The organism is Sphaerisporangium viridialbum, from assembly GCF_049674955.1.
Classification (GTDB): Bacteria; Actinomycetota; Actinomycetes; order Streptosporangiales; family Streptosporangiaceae; genus Sphaerisporangium; species Sphaerisporangium viridialbum.
Genome location: NZ_CP187232.1, coordinates 7,533,573 through 7,550,689, shown reverse-complemented (window position 1 = coordinate 7,550,689; position 17,117 = coordinate 7,533,573). Strand labels below are relative to the sequence as shown.

The following is a 17,117-nucleotide window of genomic DNA, read 5'->3' as shown; positions in this document are numbered from 1 at the left end:
ACGACGTGGAAGCTGGGAGCGGCTAGTTGATTCGAGAGCACTGCTCTTGACGTCAGGTGCTCTCTTGAGAGAGCATTGCTCTCGAAGCGGAGCGATGTAACCTCACAGAGCTGGAGCGCACGATGCTGGCCGTGTCCAAGGGTGCCAACGCCGCCCTGATGTTCTTCCTGGAGCTGGGCGTCTACGGGGCCGTCGGCTACTGGGGTTTCACGTTCGCCTCCGGCTGGTGGCTCAAGATCCTCTTGGGCGTCGGAGCTCCGGTGCTGTTCGCCGTCGTGTGGGGCGTCTTCGGGTCGCCGAAGGCCGGCATCCCGCTGCACGGCCTGGCGCGCGCCGTCCTGGAGATCGTCTGGTTCGGCGGTGGCGTCGCCGCGGCGGCCGCCGCCGGCCTCATCACCACGTCGGTCGTCTTCGCCGCTCTTTTCGTCGTCAACGCGATCCTGCGGATCGTGTGGAACCAGGTCTGAGAACGACCCTCGCAAAGCAGATAGGGAGCCAGAACCATGGGCAAGCACGTCATCGTCGGTGCCGGACAGGTCGGCTCGCAGCTCGCCGAGTCACTCGCGGCGGACGGTCACGAGGTCGTCGTCGTCACCAGGTCCGGCTCAGGCCCGGCCGCGGCCGGAGTCACCCGGGTGGCGGCGGACGCCGGGAAAGCGGAGCGGCTCACCGACCTCGCGAAGGGCGCCGACGCGCTCTACAACTGCGCGAACCCGCAGTACCACCGCTGGGCGCAGGACTGGCCGCCGATGGCCACGGCGCTGCTCACGGCGGCGGAGCGGAGCGGCGCCGTGCTGGTCACCCTCAGCAACCTCTACGGGTACGGGCCGGTCGACCGCCCGATGACCGAGGACCTGCCCATGGCCGCGCCCGGTACGAAGGGCCAGGTGCGGGCGCGGATGTGGTCCGACGCGCTCGCCGCCCACCGGGCGGGGCGGGTACGGATGACCGAGGTGCGCGGATCCGACTACTTCGGGCCGGGGATGTCCGCCCAGTCGGTGTTCGGCGACCGCTTCACCGCGCCGATCCTGGCCGGGAAGACGGCATGGATCCCCGCCGACCCGGACCAGCCGCACAGCCTCACCTACCTCCCGGACGTGGCCCGTGCCCTGGCGACGGTCGCCACCGACGAGCGGGCATGGGGCCGCGCCTGGCACGTCCCGACGAGCCCCGCGCTGACGATCCGCCAGGTGGCCGAGCGCACCGCCGCGATCGCCGGCGCCCCGGCGCCCCGACTCAGGAGCATCCCCCACCTGGTGATGCGTGCGGCCGGGCTGTTCTCGCCCCTGCTGCGCGAACTGGAGGAGACCCGCTACCAGTTCGTCCGGCCCTTCGTCGTCGACTCCTCGGCCTTCGAGACCACCTTCGGCATCCCCCCGACCCCCATGGACGAGGCCCTCAAGCACACCATCGGTTGGCTGCGCGCCGGGCGGTGAGTCTGCGAACATACGGGGCGGTACCGGCGTCCAACAGTGAGCCGACCGACAGACAGGGAGTCACTGTGAACAATCGTGCACTGGCCGGTGCCGCGCTGGCGGCCATGCTTTCCCCCGTGCTCATCTCCGCGTACACGCCGGCAGCCTCCGCCGAGGCGGGAGCGGCGCCGCGGCCGATCACCGGCGAGGCGGTCTACTTCGCCTACGACCAGAAGTTCGGCGTCGACCGCTACGTGCCCGGCAAGGGCTTCGTACGGATCGGCGAGCCGTCGGACAACTCCCAGTTCGCCGCCTCACCTGATGGCACGAAGGTCGCCTGGGTCACGCAGCGCGGAGAGGTGAAGGTCAAGAAGGGGGCCAAGGTGACGACCGTCGCCAAGAACGTGCCGACAGGCGTCCCCTGCCTCACGCCCGCCTGGTCGCCGGACTCCAGGCAGGTGGCGTTCGTCCCGGCGGGCAAGGAGGACTCCGTCATGGTGGTGAACGCCGACGGCACCGGCCGGCACAAGGCCGGTACGACCCCCGGCGTCTGCCACCTCGCCTGGTCCGGCGACGGACGCTACCTGGCGGGCTACACCGGCACCGCCGATGCCGTCTACCGGCTCGACCTGCGGACCGGCAGGTCGGCGAAGGCCAAGGGCATCACGGCCCCCACCCACGTGCAGAGCGTGTCTCCCGGCGGGCGCGACGTCATCGTGAACGTCGTGCCCAAGGGCGAGCCGACGGGCGACGGCGGCTGGCCCAGTGCGTTCAGGCCGACCATCGTGGACATGGTCTCCGGCAAGCAGGTGGCGATCCCGGTCAAGGGGCGCCTGCTGGGCGCGCTCTATCTGCCCGACGGGCGGCTGGTGGTCCGGGTCGCCGGTGCCACGCGCAACACCCTGGTCGTGCTCGACCGCACGGGCAAGGAGTCGCAGCGCCTCGCCGAGCCCGCGGCCGCCAGGAAGAAGGGCTTGCTGCAGGTGGTCGCGTAACCGGGCCACGAGACACGGGGGAAACGGCTCGCGGCGGGGGGCGGGGCGGTGCTTGGATGCCGACTATGACGAACGGGTCCGACACCGCGGTCCGGCGGGCCACGGAGGCCGACGCCGCCGCTCTGGTCCGGTTGCGCGGCCTGATGCTGGAGTCGATGGGCACCGACGACGGCGGTGCGGACGCCGAGTGGCGCCGGGTCGCCGAGGCGTGGTTCGCCGACCGGCTGGGGGACAAGGGCGATTTCGCCGCCTTCGTCGTGGACGATCCTGATCTCGGGGTCGTCTGCGGCGCGGCCGGCCTGTGCGACCGTCACGCACCGGGGCCGGCGAACCTCAGCGGCCTGCACGGCCATGTGTTCAACATCAGCACCGACCCACGGCGCCGGCGGCGTGGATACGCGAGGGCCTGCCTCGACGCGTTGCTCGCCTGGTTCCAGGACGAGACCCAGGTACGGCTGGTCAAGCTCAACGCCACCGGGGACGGGCTCGCGCTCTACAGGTCCTTCGGGTTCGACGTGCCCCGCTATCCCGCGCTCCAGCTCCGGCTGGACGACTCCATGGCCTTCCCGCTGGGGAGGCGTGCTCCGCTGTGACGGGGCTCCGGCCGTAGTCTCTCGCCATGGAGACCACGCGGGTGGCGATGATCGGGCTCGGGGACATCGCGGAGAAGGCCTATCTGCCGGTCCTGGGGGCCACCCCGGGCATCGAGCTGCTGCTCTGCACGAGGAACGGGGCGACGCTCGACCGCCTGGGTGAGGCCTATCGCGTTCCGGCCAGGTACACCTCGGTCGAGCAGGTGATCGACGCCGGCGTCGAGGCGGCGTTCGTGCACGCCGCGACCCGGGCGCACGTGGAGATCGTGGAGTCGCTGCTGCTGGCCGGGGTGCACGTCTACGTCGACAAGCCGATCGCCGACAACCTCGCCGACACCGAGAAGCTCGTACGGCTGGCGGGTGAGCGGCGGCGGTCGCTCATGGTGGGCTTCAACAGGCGGTACGCCCCGGGGTACGCCGGGCTGCGGGAGCTGCCGCGTGACCTGGTCATCATGCAGAAGAACCGGGCAGGGCAGCCTGACGATCCGAGGCGGGTCATCTTCGACGACTTCATCCATGTGGTGGATACGCTGCGATTCCTGGCGCCGGGCGAAATTTCGGAAATGTCAGTAGACCTCCGGCTCCGCGACGGGCTGCTGGAGCACGTGGTCCTCCACCTCTCCGGACGAGCCTCCGGGGCAGACGGACGGGCCTCCGGGGGAGGGGGACGGGCCTCCGGGGCAGACGGACGGGCCTCCGGGGCAGACGGACGAGTCTCTGGGGGAGGCGAGCAGTCCTCGGGTGGAGTCGGGCGGGCCGCAGGGAACGCGGGTGGCTCCTCGGTGGCCGGTGAGGTGTCCATGTTCACCGCGATCGGCATCATGAGCAGGGTCAGCGGGGCGAACGAGGAGACCTGCGAGGTGATCGGCGGTGGCGGCAAGCGCCGGGTCGCCAACCTCGCCGACGTGGTGGACCACTCGGGCGGCGAGACGCTGACACGGCGCGGCGACTGGACCCCGGTCGCCCGGCAGCGCGGCATCGAGCAGCTCTGCCAGGAGTTCCTCGCGTCCGTACGGGAGGGCCGGGTCATCTCGGCAGAGGACGCCCTCGCCACCCACGCCATCTGCGAGGACATCGTCACCCAGGCACTCAACGGCAAGTCCGCCCCCTGGTAGCCGATCGTCACTAATGACACACCCCTCGTCCGTCGGGCACACGGGAGAGGGGTGCGCCGGGACGGAGAGGGGTGTGCCGCGCGCTGACCGGCTATCGGGTCGGCGCGCTGCCGCAGCCGTTGGCCCGTTCAGGATTACGGGCCCGGCCACAGGCGGGGAAACAGGTCACTGGTCTCCTTACGGTTCAACGGGAGCAGAGGCCGCGGTCACTCTCGCGGGGAAGAGGCCGGCGGGGAGGAGTCCCCGGCCGGGGGGTGGGTTTTCGGAGGGGTCGGGGTCAGCGGGAGGAGAGGTACTGGTCACCGAGGGCGCGCAGGCGGGTGTGGGCGGACTCGTAGATCTCCGGGCCGCCGAGGTACGCCTTCGGGAGCTTGGCGACCATCGTGTAGTTGGTGTCGCACACGTTGCCCACGGGAGCCTCGGCGCCCTGGCTGATCAACTGGTAGGCGTCCAGCTCGTCGAGCCCGGTCAGCGACGCCGTCCAGGTGATGAGGTCGTGCTGGCTGATCCGGTAGGCGTCCTCCAGCGGGCGCGCCGACCCCGTGGACATGAGGTGCCCGTCGTCCTCCAGGCGCGGCCACGGCGTGGCGACGCCCTTGATCAGCTCGACGGCGACGACGGTGTTCATCGCCGCCTCCACCGCGGTGCCGCAGACCTCGCCGTGCCCCTGGCGGCAGTGCCCGTCGCCGATGGAGAACAGCCCGCCCTCGACGTTGACCCCGAGGTACACCGTGACCCCGGCCCGCAGCTCGGGGGTGTCCATGTTGCCGCCGTGCGCGTCCGGCGTGATCGTCATCCGCGCCTCGGAGGCCGCCGGGGCGACGCCCACGGTGCCGTGCATCGGGTCGAGCGGCATCTCGACGCTGAAGTCGCCGCGCCTGGCCTGGTAGCGCACGACCCGCTTCTCCACGTCGACCTCGTACAGCCACACGACCTCTTCGAGCGGCTGGTGCAGCATCGCCGTGGTGTGGGTGGCGGTCAGCGCCCCGAAGTGCGGGAACGTCGTGGAGACCGCCCAGTCGCGTGCCGGCTCGATGGAGACGAAGTGCAGCGCGAGCGTGTCGCCCGGCTCGGCGCCCTCGACGTGGAAGGGGCCGGTGACCGGGTTGAGGTACGGGAACTCGCACACCTTCGAGGGCAGGTCGCCGAAGCCGCGCACCCGCCCGCCGAAGCAGTCCTCGGTGAAGAGCTCCACGACCGTGCCCGGCCTGATCCTGCCCACGGCGGGACGCCCCCCGAACGTGTAGGACAGTTCCTCCGCGGCGGGCTGGTAGGAGACGACGTTCACTCGGAGACCTCCGTGTTGATCGCGGACAGGGTGGGACGCCGGCCCATCATGTAGCTGCCGGCGAGGATGATGACGCCGATCGCCAGCCAGACGAAGCCGAGCACCTGGGCGGCGACCTTGGCGTTGATGACGACGTAGAGCAGGATCAGGAAGCCGATGGCCGGGGCCACGAGGTGCCGCCACCAGTCGCGGCTGCCCTTGCGCACCACGTAGTGGACGACGACGGACACGTGCAGGGCCAGGAACGCCGTCATCGCGCCGAAGTTCACCAGCGTGCCCAGCAGCGTGATGCCGTCGTCGCGCGAGCTCATGTACACGCCGAGCACCAGGGAGACCGCGGCGACCAGGAAGGTGGCGTTGACCGGCACCTTGTGCTTCGGGTGGACCTTGCCGAGGAAGCTCGGGAGCTGGCGGTCGCGGGCCATCGCGAACAGCAGGCGCGAGGTGGCGGCCTGGGCGACCAGGGAGTTGGCGAAGCCCCAGGCCACGGCGGTGGCGACGGCGGTCAGCACGCTCAGCCAGTGGCCGCCCGCGTACGCGGCGGTGTCGTAGAAGGCCGTGCCCGCAGGGTCGCCCTTGGTGAGGAGCTCCTCGCGGTTGGGCGCGAGCAGCGCGGCGACCCAGGTCTGCACGATGAACAGCACGCCGGCCAGCGCGAGCGCGTAGACCATGGACCGGCCGAGCTTGCGGCTGTCCTCGCGGCTCTCCTCGGCCAGCATCGAGATGCCGTCGAAGCCGAGGAAGGACAGCACCGCCACCGAAACGGCTCCGAAGACCAGTGGCCAGGAGAACGTCGAAGAGTTGAACAGCGGGCTGAACGGGTCGCCGTGCCCCTTGCCCTGCGCCAGGGCGACGAGCCCGATGACCAGGAAGATGGCCAGCACGATCAGCTCGGCCACCAGCATGATCTTGTTCATCCGCGCGGTCATCTCGATGCCGAGGTAGTTGACCACGGTGTTGAGCACGATGAAGCCGATCAGCCACGCCCAGATCGGCACGGCAGGGATGAACGACGCCATGGCCGCGCTCGCCACGAGGTACAGCAGGGCCGGCACGAGCACGTAGTCGAGCAGGATGACCCAGCCCGCGAGGAAGCCCACCGGGGCGGAGATCCCGCGTCCCGCGTAGGTGTAGACCGAGCCCGCCATCGGGAAGGCCCGCGCCATCTGCGAGTACGACAGCGCCGTGAACGCCATCGCGACCATGCCGATGATGTAGGCGAGCGCCACCATCCCGCCGGAGGCCTGGAAGACGCCGCCGAAGATGCCGAACGGCGCGATCGGCACCATGAAGATCAGGCCGTAGATCAGCAGATCGGTGAAGCTCAGCGACCGCTGCAGCTCCTGCTTGTAGCCGAAGCGCTCAACGCCGGGGCCCGTGCCCGGCGGTGATGCGGACGATGGCGACGTATCGGAGGAAGAGGACATGGACGGCTCCTTCAAACGCGGGGGCAGAGCCGTACGATAGGGGTATTCCTTGAAAACGAAAAGGTTTCTTATGGAAGTTTTACGCGCCGGTCACACCGCGAGCCCGTACCTAGGCGGAGGTCACCATCTCGAAGTCGAGCCCGTCGGCCCGTCCCACGTAGACCCGCTGCCGCACGTGGCGGTCCGTGAGGGTGAGGCGGCCCCGGCCGCTGGTGATCGTGGTGCCGTCGGCGACCGCCTCGATCGCGGGGACCGCGAGGGTGCCCGCGCGGCCGGCCAGGGCCGCGAGCATGAGCACGCCCTCGTAGCAGCCGTGGCCGTGCCCGTTCAGCAGCGGCGCGGCCGGGCCGAACCGCCGGGTGTACCGCTCGGCCAGGCTGAGGTTGGCGTCGGTGGCGATGCTGCCGAAGTAGCCCATCGCGGCGTACAGCTCGCCGGTGGAGTCACCGCCGATGGCCAGCAGGCCATGCTCCTCCAGCGCCCCGCACAGCCGCGCGCATGCCAGCCCGCTCGCCGTGAAGGCCCGGTTGAACGCCACCAGGTCGCTGCCGATGAGGTTGAGCAGCACCGCGTCGGGCCGTACGGCGGCCAGCTCCTCGATCAGCGGGGCCATCGCGGTGGTGCCGGACGGGACGAACCGCTCGCCGACGACGGTCGCCGAGCGCGCCCGGATGTGCCTGCGCGCCGAGGCGTGCACCAGGCGCGGCCAGACGTAGTCGTTGCCGAGCAGGAACCAGCGCTTCGCCCCGCGGTGGTCGATCAGCCAGTCGAGACCCGGGCCGACCTGCCGGGACGCGGGCTCGCCGAGGAAGTAGACCCCGGGGTCGCGCGCGCGGCCCTCGTAGGGCGGGGTGTAGACGAACGGCACGGCGGCGCCCAGCGAGCGCTCGATCGCGACGCGCACGTCACTGGCGTGGGTGCCGACGAGGGCCTGTACGGCGCCCTCGCGCACGAGCGCGATGACCTCGCGGGCGACCTGGGCCGGGCCGCGGCCGGCGTCGATCAGGACCAGCTCGACCTGCCTGCCGAGCACGCCGCCCGCGGCGTTGACCTCGGAGGCGGCGAGCATGGCGCAGTTGATGGCGCACGGCCCGAGCAGGCCGAGCACGCCGGAGACGGGCACCACCAGGCCGACGCGAAGCGTTTCGGCCCTGAGCAGATGAGCTTCAAGGGGGTCGATGACCACCGTGACGGGATCGGCCACGTGCAAGAGTATCCTCCTTGCGCACTCGCGGACGAAGGGAGCCATCGATGGTGACGGCGGAGTCCGATGGTGACGGCGGGGCTCGCGATTCGTCCCTGCGATCGGTGACGACCGGGCTCGGCTCCTCCCTGGCGTACCTGCTGAGCCGTGCCGAGCGGAGCGTCAACCGCGACCTGGCCGCGGTGCTGGCGGCGGAGGAGATCTCCGTCGACCAGTGGCGCATCCTCCAGGCGCTCGCCGACGGCCGAGGTCACACCATGGGCGACCTGGCCGAGGCCGCGCTCATGCCGCACCCCACGCTGACCAAGGCGGTCGACCGGCTCGTCGAGCGGGCGGTGGTTTACAGAGGACATGACCCAGCGGATCGCCGCAAAGTAGCTGTTTTCCTCGCAAATCGGGGCAGTGACCTCCTGAGCCGCCTGGAGGCGGGCATCGCCGAGCACCACCGGGCCATCCTCACGACCTACGGCACGGAGCGCACCGAGCGGCTCATGCACGAGCTCGAACTGCTGGTCCGGTCCCTCGAAGGCTGACCTCCACCGGGACGAGTTTGCGCATATGGTTCTTAACGCTGCTCAAAAGGGGAGGTCAAGTGCCCGACTTGCTGGTAGGGCCGATGCTGCGTCACGTCGACGAGACGAGCGCGTCCATTTGGGTCGAGACGAGCGAGCCGTGTGAGGTCACGGTCGCGGTCGAGGGGGCGCACGCCGCCGACCGCACCTTCACGGTGCACGGCCATCACTACGCGATCGTCGACATCGAGGCGACCGGCGCCTACACCGTCGAGCTCGACGGGGAGCGCGTGTGGCCGGTCGAGGGCTTCCCCGACAGCCGGATCTGCCCGCTGGAGGAGCTCAGCCGCGTGGTCTTCGGCTCCTGCCGCACCACCGTCCCCCACGACGACGCGCACGTGGCCACCCACGGCGTCGACGTGCTGCGCGAGTACGGCCGGCGCCTGCTCCAGGGGGAGGACCTCCCCAGCCTGGTGCTCTTCCTCGGCGACCAGGTGTACGCCGACGAGCCGTCGCAGGAGATGCTCGACTTCATCCACGCCCGCAGGCAGGACGGGCCGGACGAGATCGTCGACTTCGAGGAGTACGCCGAGCTGTACCGGCAGGCCTGGACCGACCCGGTCGTCCGCTGGGTGCTGTCCACCGTGCCGACCGCGATGATCTTCGACGACCACGACGTGCGCGACGACTGGAACACCTCCGTGGCCTGGCGGGAGAAGATGGCCGAGGTGCCGTGGTGGTCCACCCGCATCACCTCCGCGCTCGGCGCGTACTGGGTCTACCAGCACCTGGGCAACCTCTCGCCGTCCGAGCGCAAGGCCGACCCCATGTACGCCGAGCTGCACGGCAGCGAGGGCGACGGGGCCGCGGCGCTCGACGCGTTCGCGAAGCGGGCCGACGAGGACCCCTCCTCGACGCGCTGGAGCTACACGCGCGACATCGGCAGGACCCGGCTGATCATGCTCGACACCCGATGCGCGCGGGAGCTCGGCCCCGGCCACCGCCGCATGCTCGACGACGAGGAGTGGTCCTGGTTCGCCGAGAACGCCACCGGCGACCTCGACCACCTGCTCATCGGATCCTCGGTCCCGGTCTTCCTCCCGAGCGGCATCTTCGACGTGGAGAGCTGGAACGAGGCCGTCGCGGGCGGCGCGTGGGGCCGCAGGGCGACCGCCTGGGGCGAGAAGATCCGCCAGGCTCTCGACCTCGAACACTGGGGCGCCTTCCGCCAGTCGTTCGAGGAGCTGGGCAGCGTGCTCGTCGACGTCGCGGCGGGGCGCAAGGGACGGGCTCCCGCCACGATCGTCCTCCTCTCGGGCGACGTCCACTACTCGTACCTGGCGGCGGCGGGCCCGGCGTCCGCCGACCTCGAATCCGCCCGCATCTACCAGGCGGTCTGCTCCCCGATCCGCAACCCGCTGAGCCGCACGCTGCGCCTCGCCAACGTGATCGGGTCGTTCGGAGTGGCCGGCATCGTCGGCGGCATCCTCACCCGTACGGTAAGGCTGCCCCGCCGGCACCTGCGGTGGAAGATCACCAATGGCCCGTGGTTCCCCAACGCGCTCGCGGCCCTCGACCTCGACGGCCGCTCGGCCGAGCTGCGCTGGCACACCGCCCGCCCTGCCTTCGAGGAGCTGACCAGGGTGCGGCTCACGCCCTGAGACGCGAGCCGCACCCTGGCGAGTGCCCGTTTCCAGGCGTGCGTCCCTACTCGACCGCCAGCTCCGACAGGACGGCGACGAGCTGGTCCACGGCCCAGTTGAGGTCCTCCTCCGAGGTCACCAGCGGAGGCGCGAGGCGGATCGTGGAACCGTGGGTGTCCTTGGCGAGGACCCCGCGCCGCATCAGCGCTTCGCAGACCTGCCGACCCGTGCCGATCGAGGGATCGATGTCCACGCCCGCCCACAGGCCCCGCCCGCGTACGGCGATGACGCCGTGGCCGCCCTGGCCGGCCGGCCCGATCAGGCCGCGCAGCCTCTCGTGCAGGAGCGCGCCGAGCTCCCTGGCCCTGGCCTGGTACTCGCCGGTCCCGAGCATCTCGACGACCGCGCTGCCGACGGCGCAGGCCAGCGGGTTGCCGCCGAACGTCGAGCCGTGCTGCCCCGGCCTGATGACTCCGAGGACGTCGGCGTTCGCGACGACCGCGGACACCGGCACGACGCCTCCGCCGAGCGCCTTGCCCAGCACGTACATGTCGGGGACCACGCCGTCGTGGTCGCAGGCGAAGGTGTCACCGGTGCGGCCGAGGCCCGACTGGATCTCGTCGGCGATGAACAGCACGTTGTTCTCGGTGCAGATCTCCCTGACCTGGCCCAGGTAGCCGGCCGGCGGCACCAGCACGCCCGCTTCGCCCTGGATGGGCTCGATCAGCACCGCGACGGTGTTCTCGTCGATCGCGTCGCGGATCGCCTCGGCGGAGCCGTACTTCACGATCGTGAAGCCCGGCGTCGCGGGGCCGAAGCCCTCACGGGCGTCCGGGTCGGTGGAGAAGCTCACGATCGTGGTGGTACGGCCGTGGAAGTTGTCCTCCATGACCACGATGTTCGCCTGGTCGGGGGCGACGCCCTTGACCTCGTAGCCCCACTTGCGGGCCACCTTGATCGCGGTCTCGACGGCCTCGGCGCCGGTGTTCATCGGCAGGACCATGTCCTTGCCGCACAGGTCGGCCAGGCCCTGGCAGAAGTCCGCGAACTGGTCGTGGAAGAACGCCCGGCTGGTCAGCGTCACCCGCTGGAGCTGCTCCTGGGCCGCCTGGAGGATCTTGGGGTTGCCGTGGCCGAAGTTCAGCGAGGAGTAGCCGGCGAGGCAGTCGAGGTAGCGCCTGCCCTCGACGTCGGTGACCCACGCGCCACGCGCCTCCCGCACGACGACCGGCAGGGGGTGGTAGTTGTGCGCGCTGCGCCGCTCGCTGAGCTCGATGAGTTCCTGGCTTCTGCTCATGCGCGGATCTCCAGTGTGCAGCACTTCGGACCGCCGCCGGCCTTGCGGAGCTCGCTCAGGTCGACGGGGATGACGTTGAGGCCCCGGCGCTTCAGCTCCAGGGACAGTTCGCCCGCCTCGACGTTGACGACCACGTTGTGGCCGTCGCTGACGGCGTTGAGGCCGAGCACGGCGGCGTCGTCGGCGGAGGCGAGGAGGGCGTCGGGGAACATGCGCCGCAGCACCTCCTGGCTGCCCGGCGAGAACGCGCCCGGGAAGTACGCCACGTTGCGCCCGTCGATCGGGAACAGCGCGGTGTCGAGGTGGTAGTAGCGCGGGTCGACCAGCTGGAGGGTGACCACCGGGCGGCCGAGGAACTCCTGGGCCTCCTTGTGCGCGGTGATCGCCGTGCGGAAGCCGGTGCCGGCCAGGATCACGTCGTCCAGGGTGAGGAAGTCGCCCTCGCCCTCGTTGGTCTGCGACGGCTCCATGGCGGGGCCGTACCCGTTGGCGGTGAACCAGCTCAGGTAGGCGGGACCCTCGGCGGCGCGCTCGGCGCTCGCGAACCTCGCGCCGTAGACCCGGCCGCCCACCACCAGGGCGCCGTTGGCGGCGAAGACCATGTCCGGCAGGCCGTCGATCGGGTCGATCAGGCTGACCGTGTGGCCCAGTTCCTCGTAGACGTCCTTGAGGCGCTCCCACTGGCGGACGGCGGTGGCGGCGTCCGCCCCCGCGCTCGGGTCCATCCAGGGGTTGATCGCGTACTCGACCGCAAAGTAGTCGGGACGACACATGAGGTAGTGCCGGCTGTGCGCCATCTATCACTCCGTCGGATAACGGCTGGTCAGGGATGGCTTCAGCCTAGGAACGGAGGCAGGTTCGGGCCAGGCTCGGACCTTGCGCGCTCCCGGGGATCGGTTGCGTTCTTAGCCGGGTACGCAGTGATTTGTTGCGTATGTGCGGGAATGTCGTTTAAGCGGTCCCGGTGCATGCGTCGTGGGGGTTACGACATGTTTCATCGGTGTGTCGGCGGATGCCAGGTCGCCCCACCCGCCTCAGACCTCGTGCGGCGCTCCGTTACGCGCGTGAGGGAGGTCGTCGATGAGGCGGGAGAGCACGATCGCGCTCTTGGTGCGCACGACGAACGGCTCGGACGCGACGCGCTCGATCACCTGCTCGACGTGCCGGACGTCCTTGGCGCGGATGTGCAGCAGGGCGTCCGCCTCGCCGGTGATCGTGCAGGCGGAGATCACCTCGGGGTGGCGGGCGACGGCCATGCCGATCTCGGCCGGGGAGGTCTTCCCCCGGCAGAACAGCTCCACGTACGCCTCGGTGGTCCAGCCGAGCGCCGAGGGCTCCACGCGGGCGGTGAAGCCGGTGATCGCTCCGGTGCTCAGCAGGCGATCGACCCGCCGCTTGACCGCTGGGGCCGAAAGCCCGATTTGATGCCCAATTTCGGCGTATGTCGAGCGAGCGTCCTCGACCAAGGCTCCGACAATCGCACGATCAAGCGCATCCAACTCCACGGTCACTGTATACAGCCGCTTCGCTCGCGGTACACAGTTCGGATTCACTGCAAAGTTTAAGTGACACCAAGTTTGGTGTTACTGTGCTGGGCATGATTCAAGCCAGAGGTCTCACCCGGACCTTCACCTCCAAGGCCGCGACGGTCGACGCCGTCCGAGGAGTGGACCTCGACGTCTCTCCAGGCGAGATCGTCGGGTTCCTCGGCCCCAACGGAGCGGGAAAGACGACCACTCTCCGAGTCCTGACCACGCTGCTGCGCCCCACGTGCGGCACGGCCACGGTGGCGGGGTACGACCTGGTCGCCGAGCCCGCGAAGGTCAGGCGCCGCATCGGATACGTCCCCCAGGGCGGCACGATCCACCCCGGCTCCCTGCTCGGCGAGGAGCTCACGCTCCAGGCCCGCCTGTACGGCCTGCGGCCCGCCGAGGCGCGCCGCCGGGTCACCGACCTGCTCGGCGTCGAGGGACGCCCCGCCGGCTCGCTCTCTGGCGGGCAGCGGCGGCGCGTGGACATCGCGATGGGCCTGGTCCACGAGCCGGGGCTGCTGTTCCTCGACGAGCCGACCACCGGGCTCGACCCGCAGAGCAGGGCCAACCTGTGGGACCACATCAGGCGGCTGCGCGCCGAGAGCGGCCTGACGGTCTTCCTCTCCACGCACTACCTCGAAGAGGCGGACGCCCTGTGCGACCGCGTCCTGATCATCGACGCCGGGCGCATCGTCAGCGAGGGCACGCCCGAGGCACTCAAGGCGGAGCTCGGCCCAGGGGCGACGCTCGACGACGTCTTCCTGGCCGTCACCGGCCGCGCGCTTCGCGAGGAGGCACCCGCGTGAACACCTTCGTCCTGGCCCGCCACTACATACGCGAGACGATGCGCAACAAGGCCGGGCTCATCTTCGGCGCACTGCAGCCCGTGCTGTTCCTCGCCCTGTTCGGCCCCCTGTTCGCCCGCAGCGGCGTCGGGTCCTGGGAGGTGCTCGTGCCCGGCCTGCTGATCCAGCTCGGCCTGCTCAGCGCCGGGATGAGCGGGTTCGGCATCGTCTTCGACCAGCGCTTCGGCGTGCTCGAACGGCTGCGGGTCACCCCGGCGAGCCGGATGTCGCTGCTGCTCGGCCGCGTGCTCAAGGACGCCCTGGTGCTGATGATCCAGGCGACCGGGCTGGTGCTGCTCGGGTACGCCTTCGGGCTGCGCGCGCCCGTCCTCGGCGTGCTGCTCGGGCTGGTGCTCATGCTGCTGCTCGCGGTGAGCCTGTCGTCCCTGTCGTACGCGCTCGCGCTGACGCTGAACCAGGACCTCTTCGCGCCCATCATGAGCACGGTGCTCGTGCCGCTGCTCCTGCTGTCGGGGGCGCTGCTGCCGATGTCCCTGGCCCCGGGGTGGCTCGACGCGCTCTCGCGGCTCACCCCGTTCCGCTACGTCGTCGAGGCGCTCCGGGCGTTCTTCGCGGGCACCTACACCTCGGGACCGGCCCTGGTGGGCGTCGGCGTGACCCTGCTGTTCGTCCTCGCCGGCGTGGCGGCCGGCACGCGCCGCTTCCAGCGCGAGAACGCCTGACCCCGCACGCGTGGAAGGCCGGGGTGGACAGTCCACCCCGGCCTTCGAGTCGCGTACGGCGCCCGCGCGTGGCGTCTATGCCTTTTCGGCCTCGCCGGTGGCCTGCTCCATGGCGTCCTCGGGGGAGGCCTCCAGGTCGTCGCCGGCCTGGGCCAGCGCGGTCTCCTTGTCGAGGCCGACCCAGCTCTTGATGCTCTCGATGGCGAACAGCACGCCGAGGTACACCGACATCACGGCGACCACCCAGGTGAGCACGCCGAGGGCCGCGCCGGCGCCCAGGAGCAGCAGCCGGACCTCCCAGCCGAGCCCGGCCTGGAACACCCACGGCGCCGGCCAGATGCTCTGCCGCGTGCGGTACACCGTGTCGTAGGTGTGGTAGCCGACGACGTAGATGAGCACGAACAGCAGCCACTTGGGCGTGCCCGCGGCCAGGCCGAGGAAGATGATCGTGAGGAACTCGGTGCCCCTGATCAGCGGCGGCGCCAGCCAGTCGAACCGGCCGAGATGGTCGCGCGGCGCGGTCGGCACCATCAGCGCCACCATCACCAGCACGGGAAGCAGCATGATCGGCCCATTGGCGGGCGCCACGCCGTCGCCCAGCACGCCGGTGACGCCGATGGCGATCACGGCGAGCAGCGAGGCCAGCCCGGCGGGCACCGGAGGCAGCCCCGGGCCCATCTTGCCGCGCAGCAGCGCCACCAGGGGCCCGTCGTCGCGGTAGGCGAGCAGGCGGGCCGTCTGGATGCGGCGGCGCTCCTCGTCGGGATCGGGAACGGGGGCGGCTGCGGCCTGCGGATGGGTGATCATGCGAGCGACCTCATGAGACGTCCGGTGAGGGTGTAGACGGCCGCGACGCCGCCCCAGATCACGAGCGTGAGGAACGTGACCCGGGGCTCGAAAACGGCCGCGGTGATCGCGATGGCGGCGAAGCGCTCGCCGATGGGGAAGACGATCATCTTGCGGGCCCAGTGCACGGCGCGGAACCGCCCGGCCTGGGTCCACAGCCTGAGCAGCCCGCGCACGCCGGTGCTGCGCGAGACGCGGCGCTTCTCCAGCGCGTCGCGCAGCGGCCGGTCGTCGGTGGCGGTGAGCGCCAGCGTCGGCAGGGGCACGGGCGGCTTGCGCCGGTTGGCCGCGCCGAAGGAGAAGTCGAGCAGGTGCCGTACCGACTGGACCGACAGCGCGACCAGCGCCAGGGTCCACACGTCGCCCTGCCCGGCGACGACGGAGCCGACGGCGAGGCCGGCGAACACGATGTACTCCTTGGCGCGGTCGAACGTGGCGTCCAGCCACGCGCCGAGCACGCCGAACTTGCGGGCGTACCTGGCCACCTGGCCGTCGACGCAGTCGAACACGAAGGCGAAGTAGATCAGCAGGCCGCCGGCCACCCAGCCCGGGCGCGTGCCCGTGGCGAAGGCCAGCGCCGAGAGCACCCCGAGCGCGATCGAGATCAGCGTGACCTGGTTGGGGGTGAGGCCCCGCCGCGCCGCCCACCGGGCGATGAAGCGGGAGTAGGTGCTCACGAAGTACGTGGTGAAGAAGCCGTCGGCGCCCTTGACGGCGTTGTTCAGGCGGGCGCGGTCCTCGTCGAACTCCGACATCGCGGCCACGGCCGCGTCGGTCTCGGGCTGGGAGCCGACCCGGGCGAAGAACAGGTCTCTGCGGCCGCGGGTGCCGACCGAGACGCCCTTGCGGACGAGGCCGAGCACGATCAGCTGGACGAGGTCGTCCTCGGGGCCGAACAGGTGGGCCATGCCGGCGAGCTCGCGGGCCGTCTCGGCGAGGGTGGCCGCGTGGCGCTGGTGCAGGTAGAGCGGGCCGAGCGCCACGGCGTTCGGCCGGGTGACCTGGTGGTAGGCCGAGCCGGCGGAGATGACCCGCGAGCGGCCCGCGCGCAGCCGCACGGGCAGGCCTTCGAGGACGCGGTCGCCGAACTCGGGCTCGGCCTCCTCGATCGGGATCTCCGGCTGGATCGGCTCGCCGTTCTCGTCCTCCGGGCGCGGCTCCTTGACGATCAGCGCCAGCGCGCCCCGCTTGGACTTGGTGATCTGGTAGATCAGCTCGTCGTGGATCACGGCCCCGGCGGGGACGAGGAAGAGGTTGTCCGTCGCCTGCTCCACGGCGTCGGCCAGCGCGCGCAGATCGCCCGCGAGGTCGCCGGACTCGACGACCTGGCCGGGGAACGCCCGGTAGTCGGCGGCGTCGCCCGGGCGGACCAGGGCGACCGGCTCGGGGTCCATCGAGGCGACCTGGGCGTGCAGCCGGGATAGGACGGTGGGTGAGCCGGGGAGCGACGTCAGCGCCAGGCGACCGGGCGGGACGTTCGTTTCGGGAGAACCGATCGGGCCGGGCGAGGTGCCCAGCAGGACCACGCGGGTCATGTCACCCTTTCAGGCAGCGTGCGGGGGGCGGAGGCGATTAACAGGGGGTGTCGCCAGGGAGCAAAGTTTAGTGACTGTTCTTCCAAAGGATGCCATTCATGGTTCACCCGAGATCGATTCGTCGCTTGCGGGAGTCACATCCTGTTTCGTGCGTCCCGGGTTCACCTTCCGATTCGCGGCTTCACCT

At 70.7% G+C, this 17,117-nt stretch carries 17 protein-coding genes; 9 read left to right on the top strand and 8 right to left on the bottom strand.

All coding sequences use genetic code 11. The annotated features are described in order from the left end of the window. The first annotated feature begins 122 nt into the window (after positions 1–122). The 5 genes from ACOZ38_RS34010 to ACOZ38_RS33990 all read left to right on the top strand — a co-directional run bounded on the left by ACOZ38_RS34010 (position 123) and on the right by ACOZ38_RS33990 (position 4,118). On the top strand, positions 123–467 hold the full coding sequence (locus tag ACOZ38_RS34010) for a YrdB family protein (RefSeq protein WP_424535152.1): 345 nt from the start codon (positions 123–125) through the stop codon (positions 465–467). A gap of 36 nt (positions 468–503) precedes the next feature. Further along, positions 504–1,436: an NAD-dependent epimerase/dehydratase family protein gene (locus tag ACOZ38_RS34005; RefSeq protein ID WP_424535151.1), complete on the top strand. Its 933-nt coding sequence runs from the start codon at positions 504–506 to the stop codon at positions 1,434–1,436. 65 nt (positions 1,437–1,501) lie between these two features. After that, positions 1,502–2,410: a hypothetical protein gene (locus ACOZ38_RS34000; RefSeq protein ID WP_424535150.1), complete on the top strand. Its 909-nt coding sequence runs from the start codon at positions 1,502–1,504 to the stop codon at positions 2,408–2,410. A gap of 65 nt (positions 2,411–2,475) precedes the next feature. Continuing rightward, positions 2,476–3,003 (top strand): N-acetyltransferase family protein, encoded by a 528-nt coding sequence (locus ACOZ38_RS33995; protein ID WP_424535149.1) that lies wholly within the window; start codon positions 2,476–2,478, stop codon positions 3,001–3,003. Positions 3,004–3,029: 26 nt separating this feature from the next. After that, positions 3,030–4,118: a Gfo/Idh/MocA family protein gene (locus tag ACOZ38_RS33990; RefSeq protein ID WP_424535148.1), complete on the top strand. Its 1,089-nt coding sequence runs from the start codon at positions 3,030–3,032 to the stop codon at positions 4,116–4,118. 277 nt (positions 4,119–4,395) lie between these two features. On the opposite strand, the gene ACOZ38_RS33985 is transcribed toward ACOZ38_RS33990, so the two are convergent. The 3 genes from ACOZ38_RS33985 to ACOZ38_RS33975 form a co-directional block, all read right to left on the bottom strand. Further along, complete coding sequence (locus ACOZ38_RS33985; RefSeq protein ID WP_405140071.1) at positions 4,396–5,406, bottom strand: acetamidase/formamidase family protein; 1,011 nt, start codon at positions 5,404–5,406, stop codon at positions 4,396–4,398. Continuing rightward, the gene (locus ACOZ38_RS33980; protein WP_424535147.1) at positions 5,403–6,833 is read right to left on the bottom strand and encodes an APC family permease; all 1,431 of its coding nucleotides are present in this window, start codon (positions 6,831–6,833) and stop codon (positions 5,403–5,405) included. Before ACOZ38_RS33980 ends, ACOZ38_RS33985 begins: the two co-directional genes overlap by 4 nt. Positions 6,834–6,942: 109 nt before the next feature. Then, the gene (locus ACOZ38_RS33975) at positions 6,943–8,037 is read right to left on the bottom strand and encodes a substrate-binding domain-containing protein (RefSeq protein ID WP_424535146.1); all 1,095 of its coding nucleotides are present in this window, start codon (positions 8,035–8,037) and stop codon (positions 6,943–6,945) included. A gap of 47 nt (positions 8,038–8,084) precedes the next feature. On the opposite strand from ACOZ38_RS33975, the gene ACOZ38_RS33970 reads away from it, so the two are divergent. Next, a complete protein-coding gene (locus ACOZ38_RS33970) occupies positions 8,085–8,570 on the top strand; it encodes a MarR family winged helix-turn-helix transcriptional regulator (RefSeq protein WP_424535145.1) in 486 nt (161 codons plus the stop codon). A gap of 59 nt (positions 8,571–8,629) precedes the next feature. Then, on the top strand, positions 8,630–10,210 hold the full coding sequence (locus ACOZ38_RS33965; protein WP_424535144.1) for an alkaline phosphatase D family protein: 1,581 nt from the start codon (positions 8,630–8,632) through the stop codon (positions 10,208–10,210). A 46-nt stretch (positions 10,211–10,256) separates the two neighbouring features. Here the strand turns inward: ACOZ38_RS33965 and rocD are convergent, their stop codons facing one another. From rocD to ACOZ38_RS33950, 3 genes are all read right to left on the bottom strand, one after another. Continuing rightward, positions 10,257–11,489, bottom strand: a complete 1,233-nt coding sequence (gene rocD / locus ACOZ38_RS33960) for an ornithine--oxo-acid transaminase (protein ID WP_424535143.1) — start codon at positions 11,487–11,489, stop codon at positions 10,257–10,259. Then, a complete protein-coding gene (gene ddaH, locus ACOZ38_RS33955) occupies positions 11,486–12,286 on the bottom strand; it encodes a dimethylargininase (protein WP_424535142.1) in 801 nt (266 codons plus the stop codon). Before ddaH ends, rocD begins: the two co-directional genes overlap by 4 nt. A 237-nt stretch (positions 12,287–12,523) precedes the next feature. Continuing rightward, the gene (locus ACOZ38_RS33950) at positions 12,524–12,994 is read right to left on the bottom strand and encodes an Lrp/AsnC family transcriptional regulator (protein WP_424535141.1); all 471 of its coding nucleotides are present in this window, start codon (positions 12,992–12,994) and stop codon (positions 12,524–12,526) included. 92 nt (positions 12,995–13,086) lie between these two features. On the opposite strand from ACOZ38_RS33950, the gene ACOZ38_RS33945 reads away from it, so the two are divergent. Next, complete coding sequence (locus ACOZ38_RS33945) at positions 13,087–13,827, top strand: ABC transporter ATP-binding protein (protein WP_424535140.1); 741 nt, start codon at positions 13,087–13,089, stop codon at positions 13,825–13,827. After that, a complete protein-coding gene (locus tag ACOZ38_RS33940) occupies positions 13,824–14,549 on the top strand; it encodes an ABC transporter permease (protein ID WP_424535139.1) in 726 nt (241 codons plus the stop codon). The genes ACOZ38_RS33945 and ACOZ38_RS33940 overlap by 4 nt, the downstream gene beginning before the upstream one ends. A 75-nt stretch (positions 14,550–14,624) precedes the next feature. Here ACOZ38_RS33940 and ACOZ38_RS33935 read toward each other — a convergent pair whose 3' ends face one another. Together ACOZ38_RS33935 and ACOZ38_RS33930 are read right to left on the bottom strand one after the other, a co-directional pair. Then, a complete protein-coding gene (locus ACOZ38_RS33935; protein ID WP_424535138.1) occupies positions 14,625–15,356 on the bottom strand; it encodes a DUF5941 domain-containing protein in 732 nt (243 codons plus the stop codon). Beyond that, positions 15,353–16,930: a CDP-alcohol phosphatidyltransferase family protein gene (locus ACOZ38_RS33930; protein WP_424535137.1), complete on the bottom strand. Its 1,578-nt coding sequence runs from the start codon at positions 16,928–16,930 to the stop codon at positions 15,353–15,355. The genes ACOZ38_RS33935 and ACOZ38_RS33930 overlap by 4 nt, the downstream gene beginning before the upstream one ends. Positions 16,931–17,117: the final 187 nt, after the last annotated feature.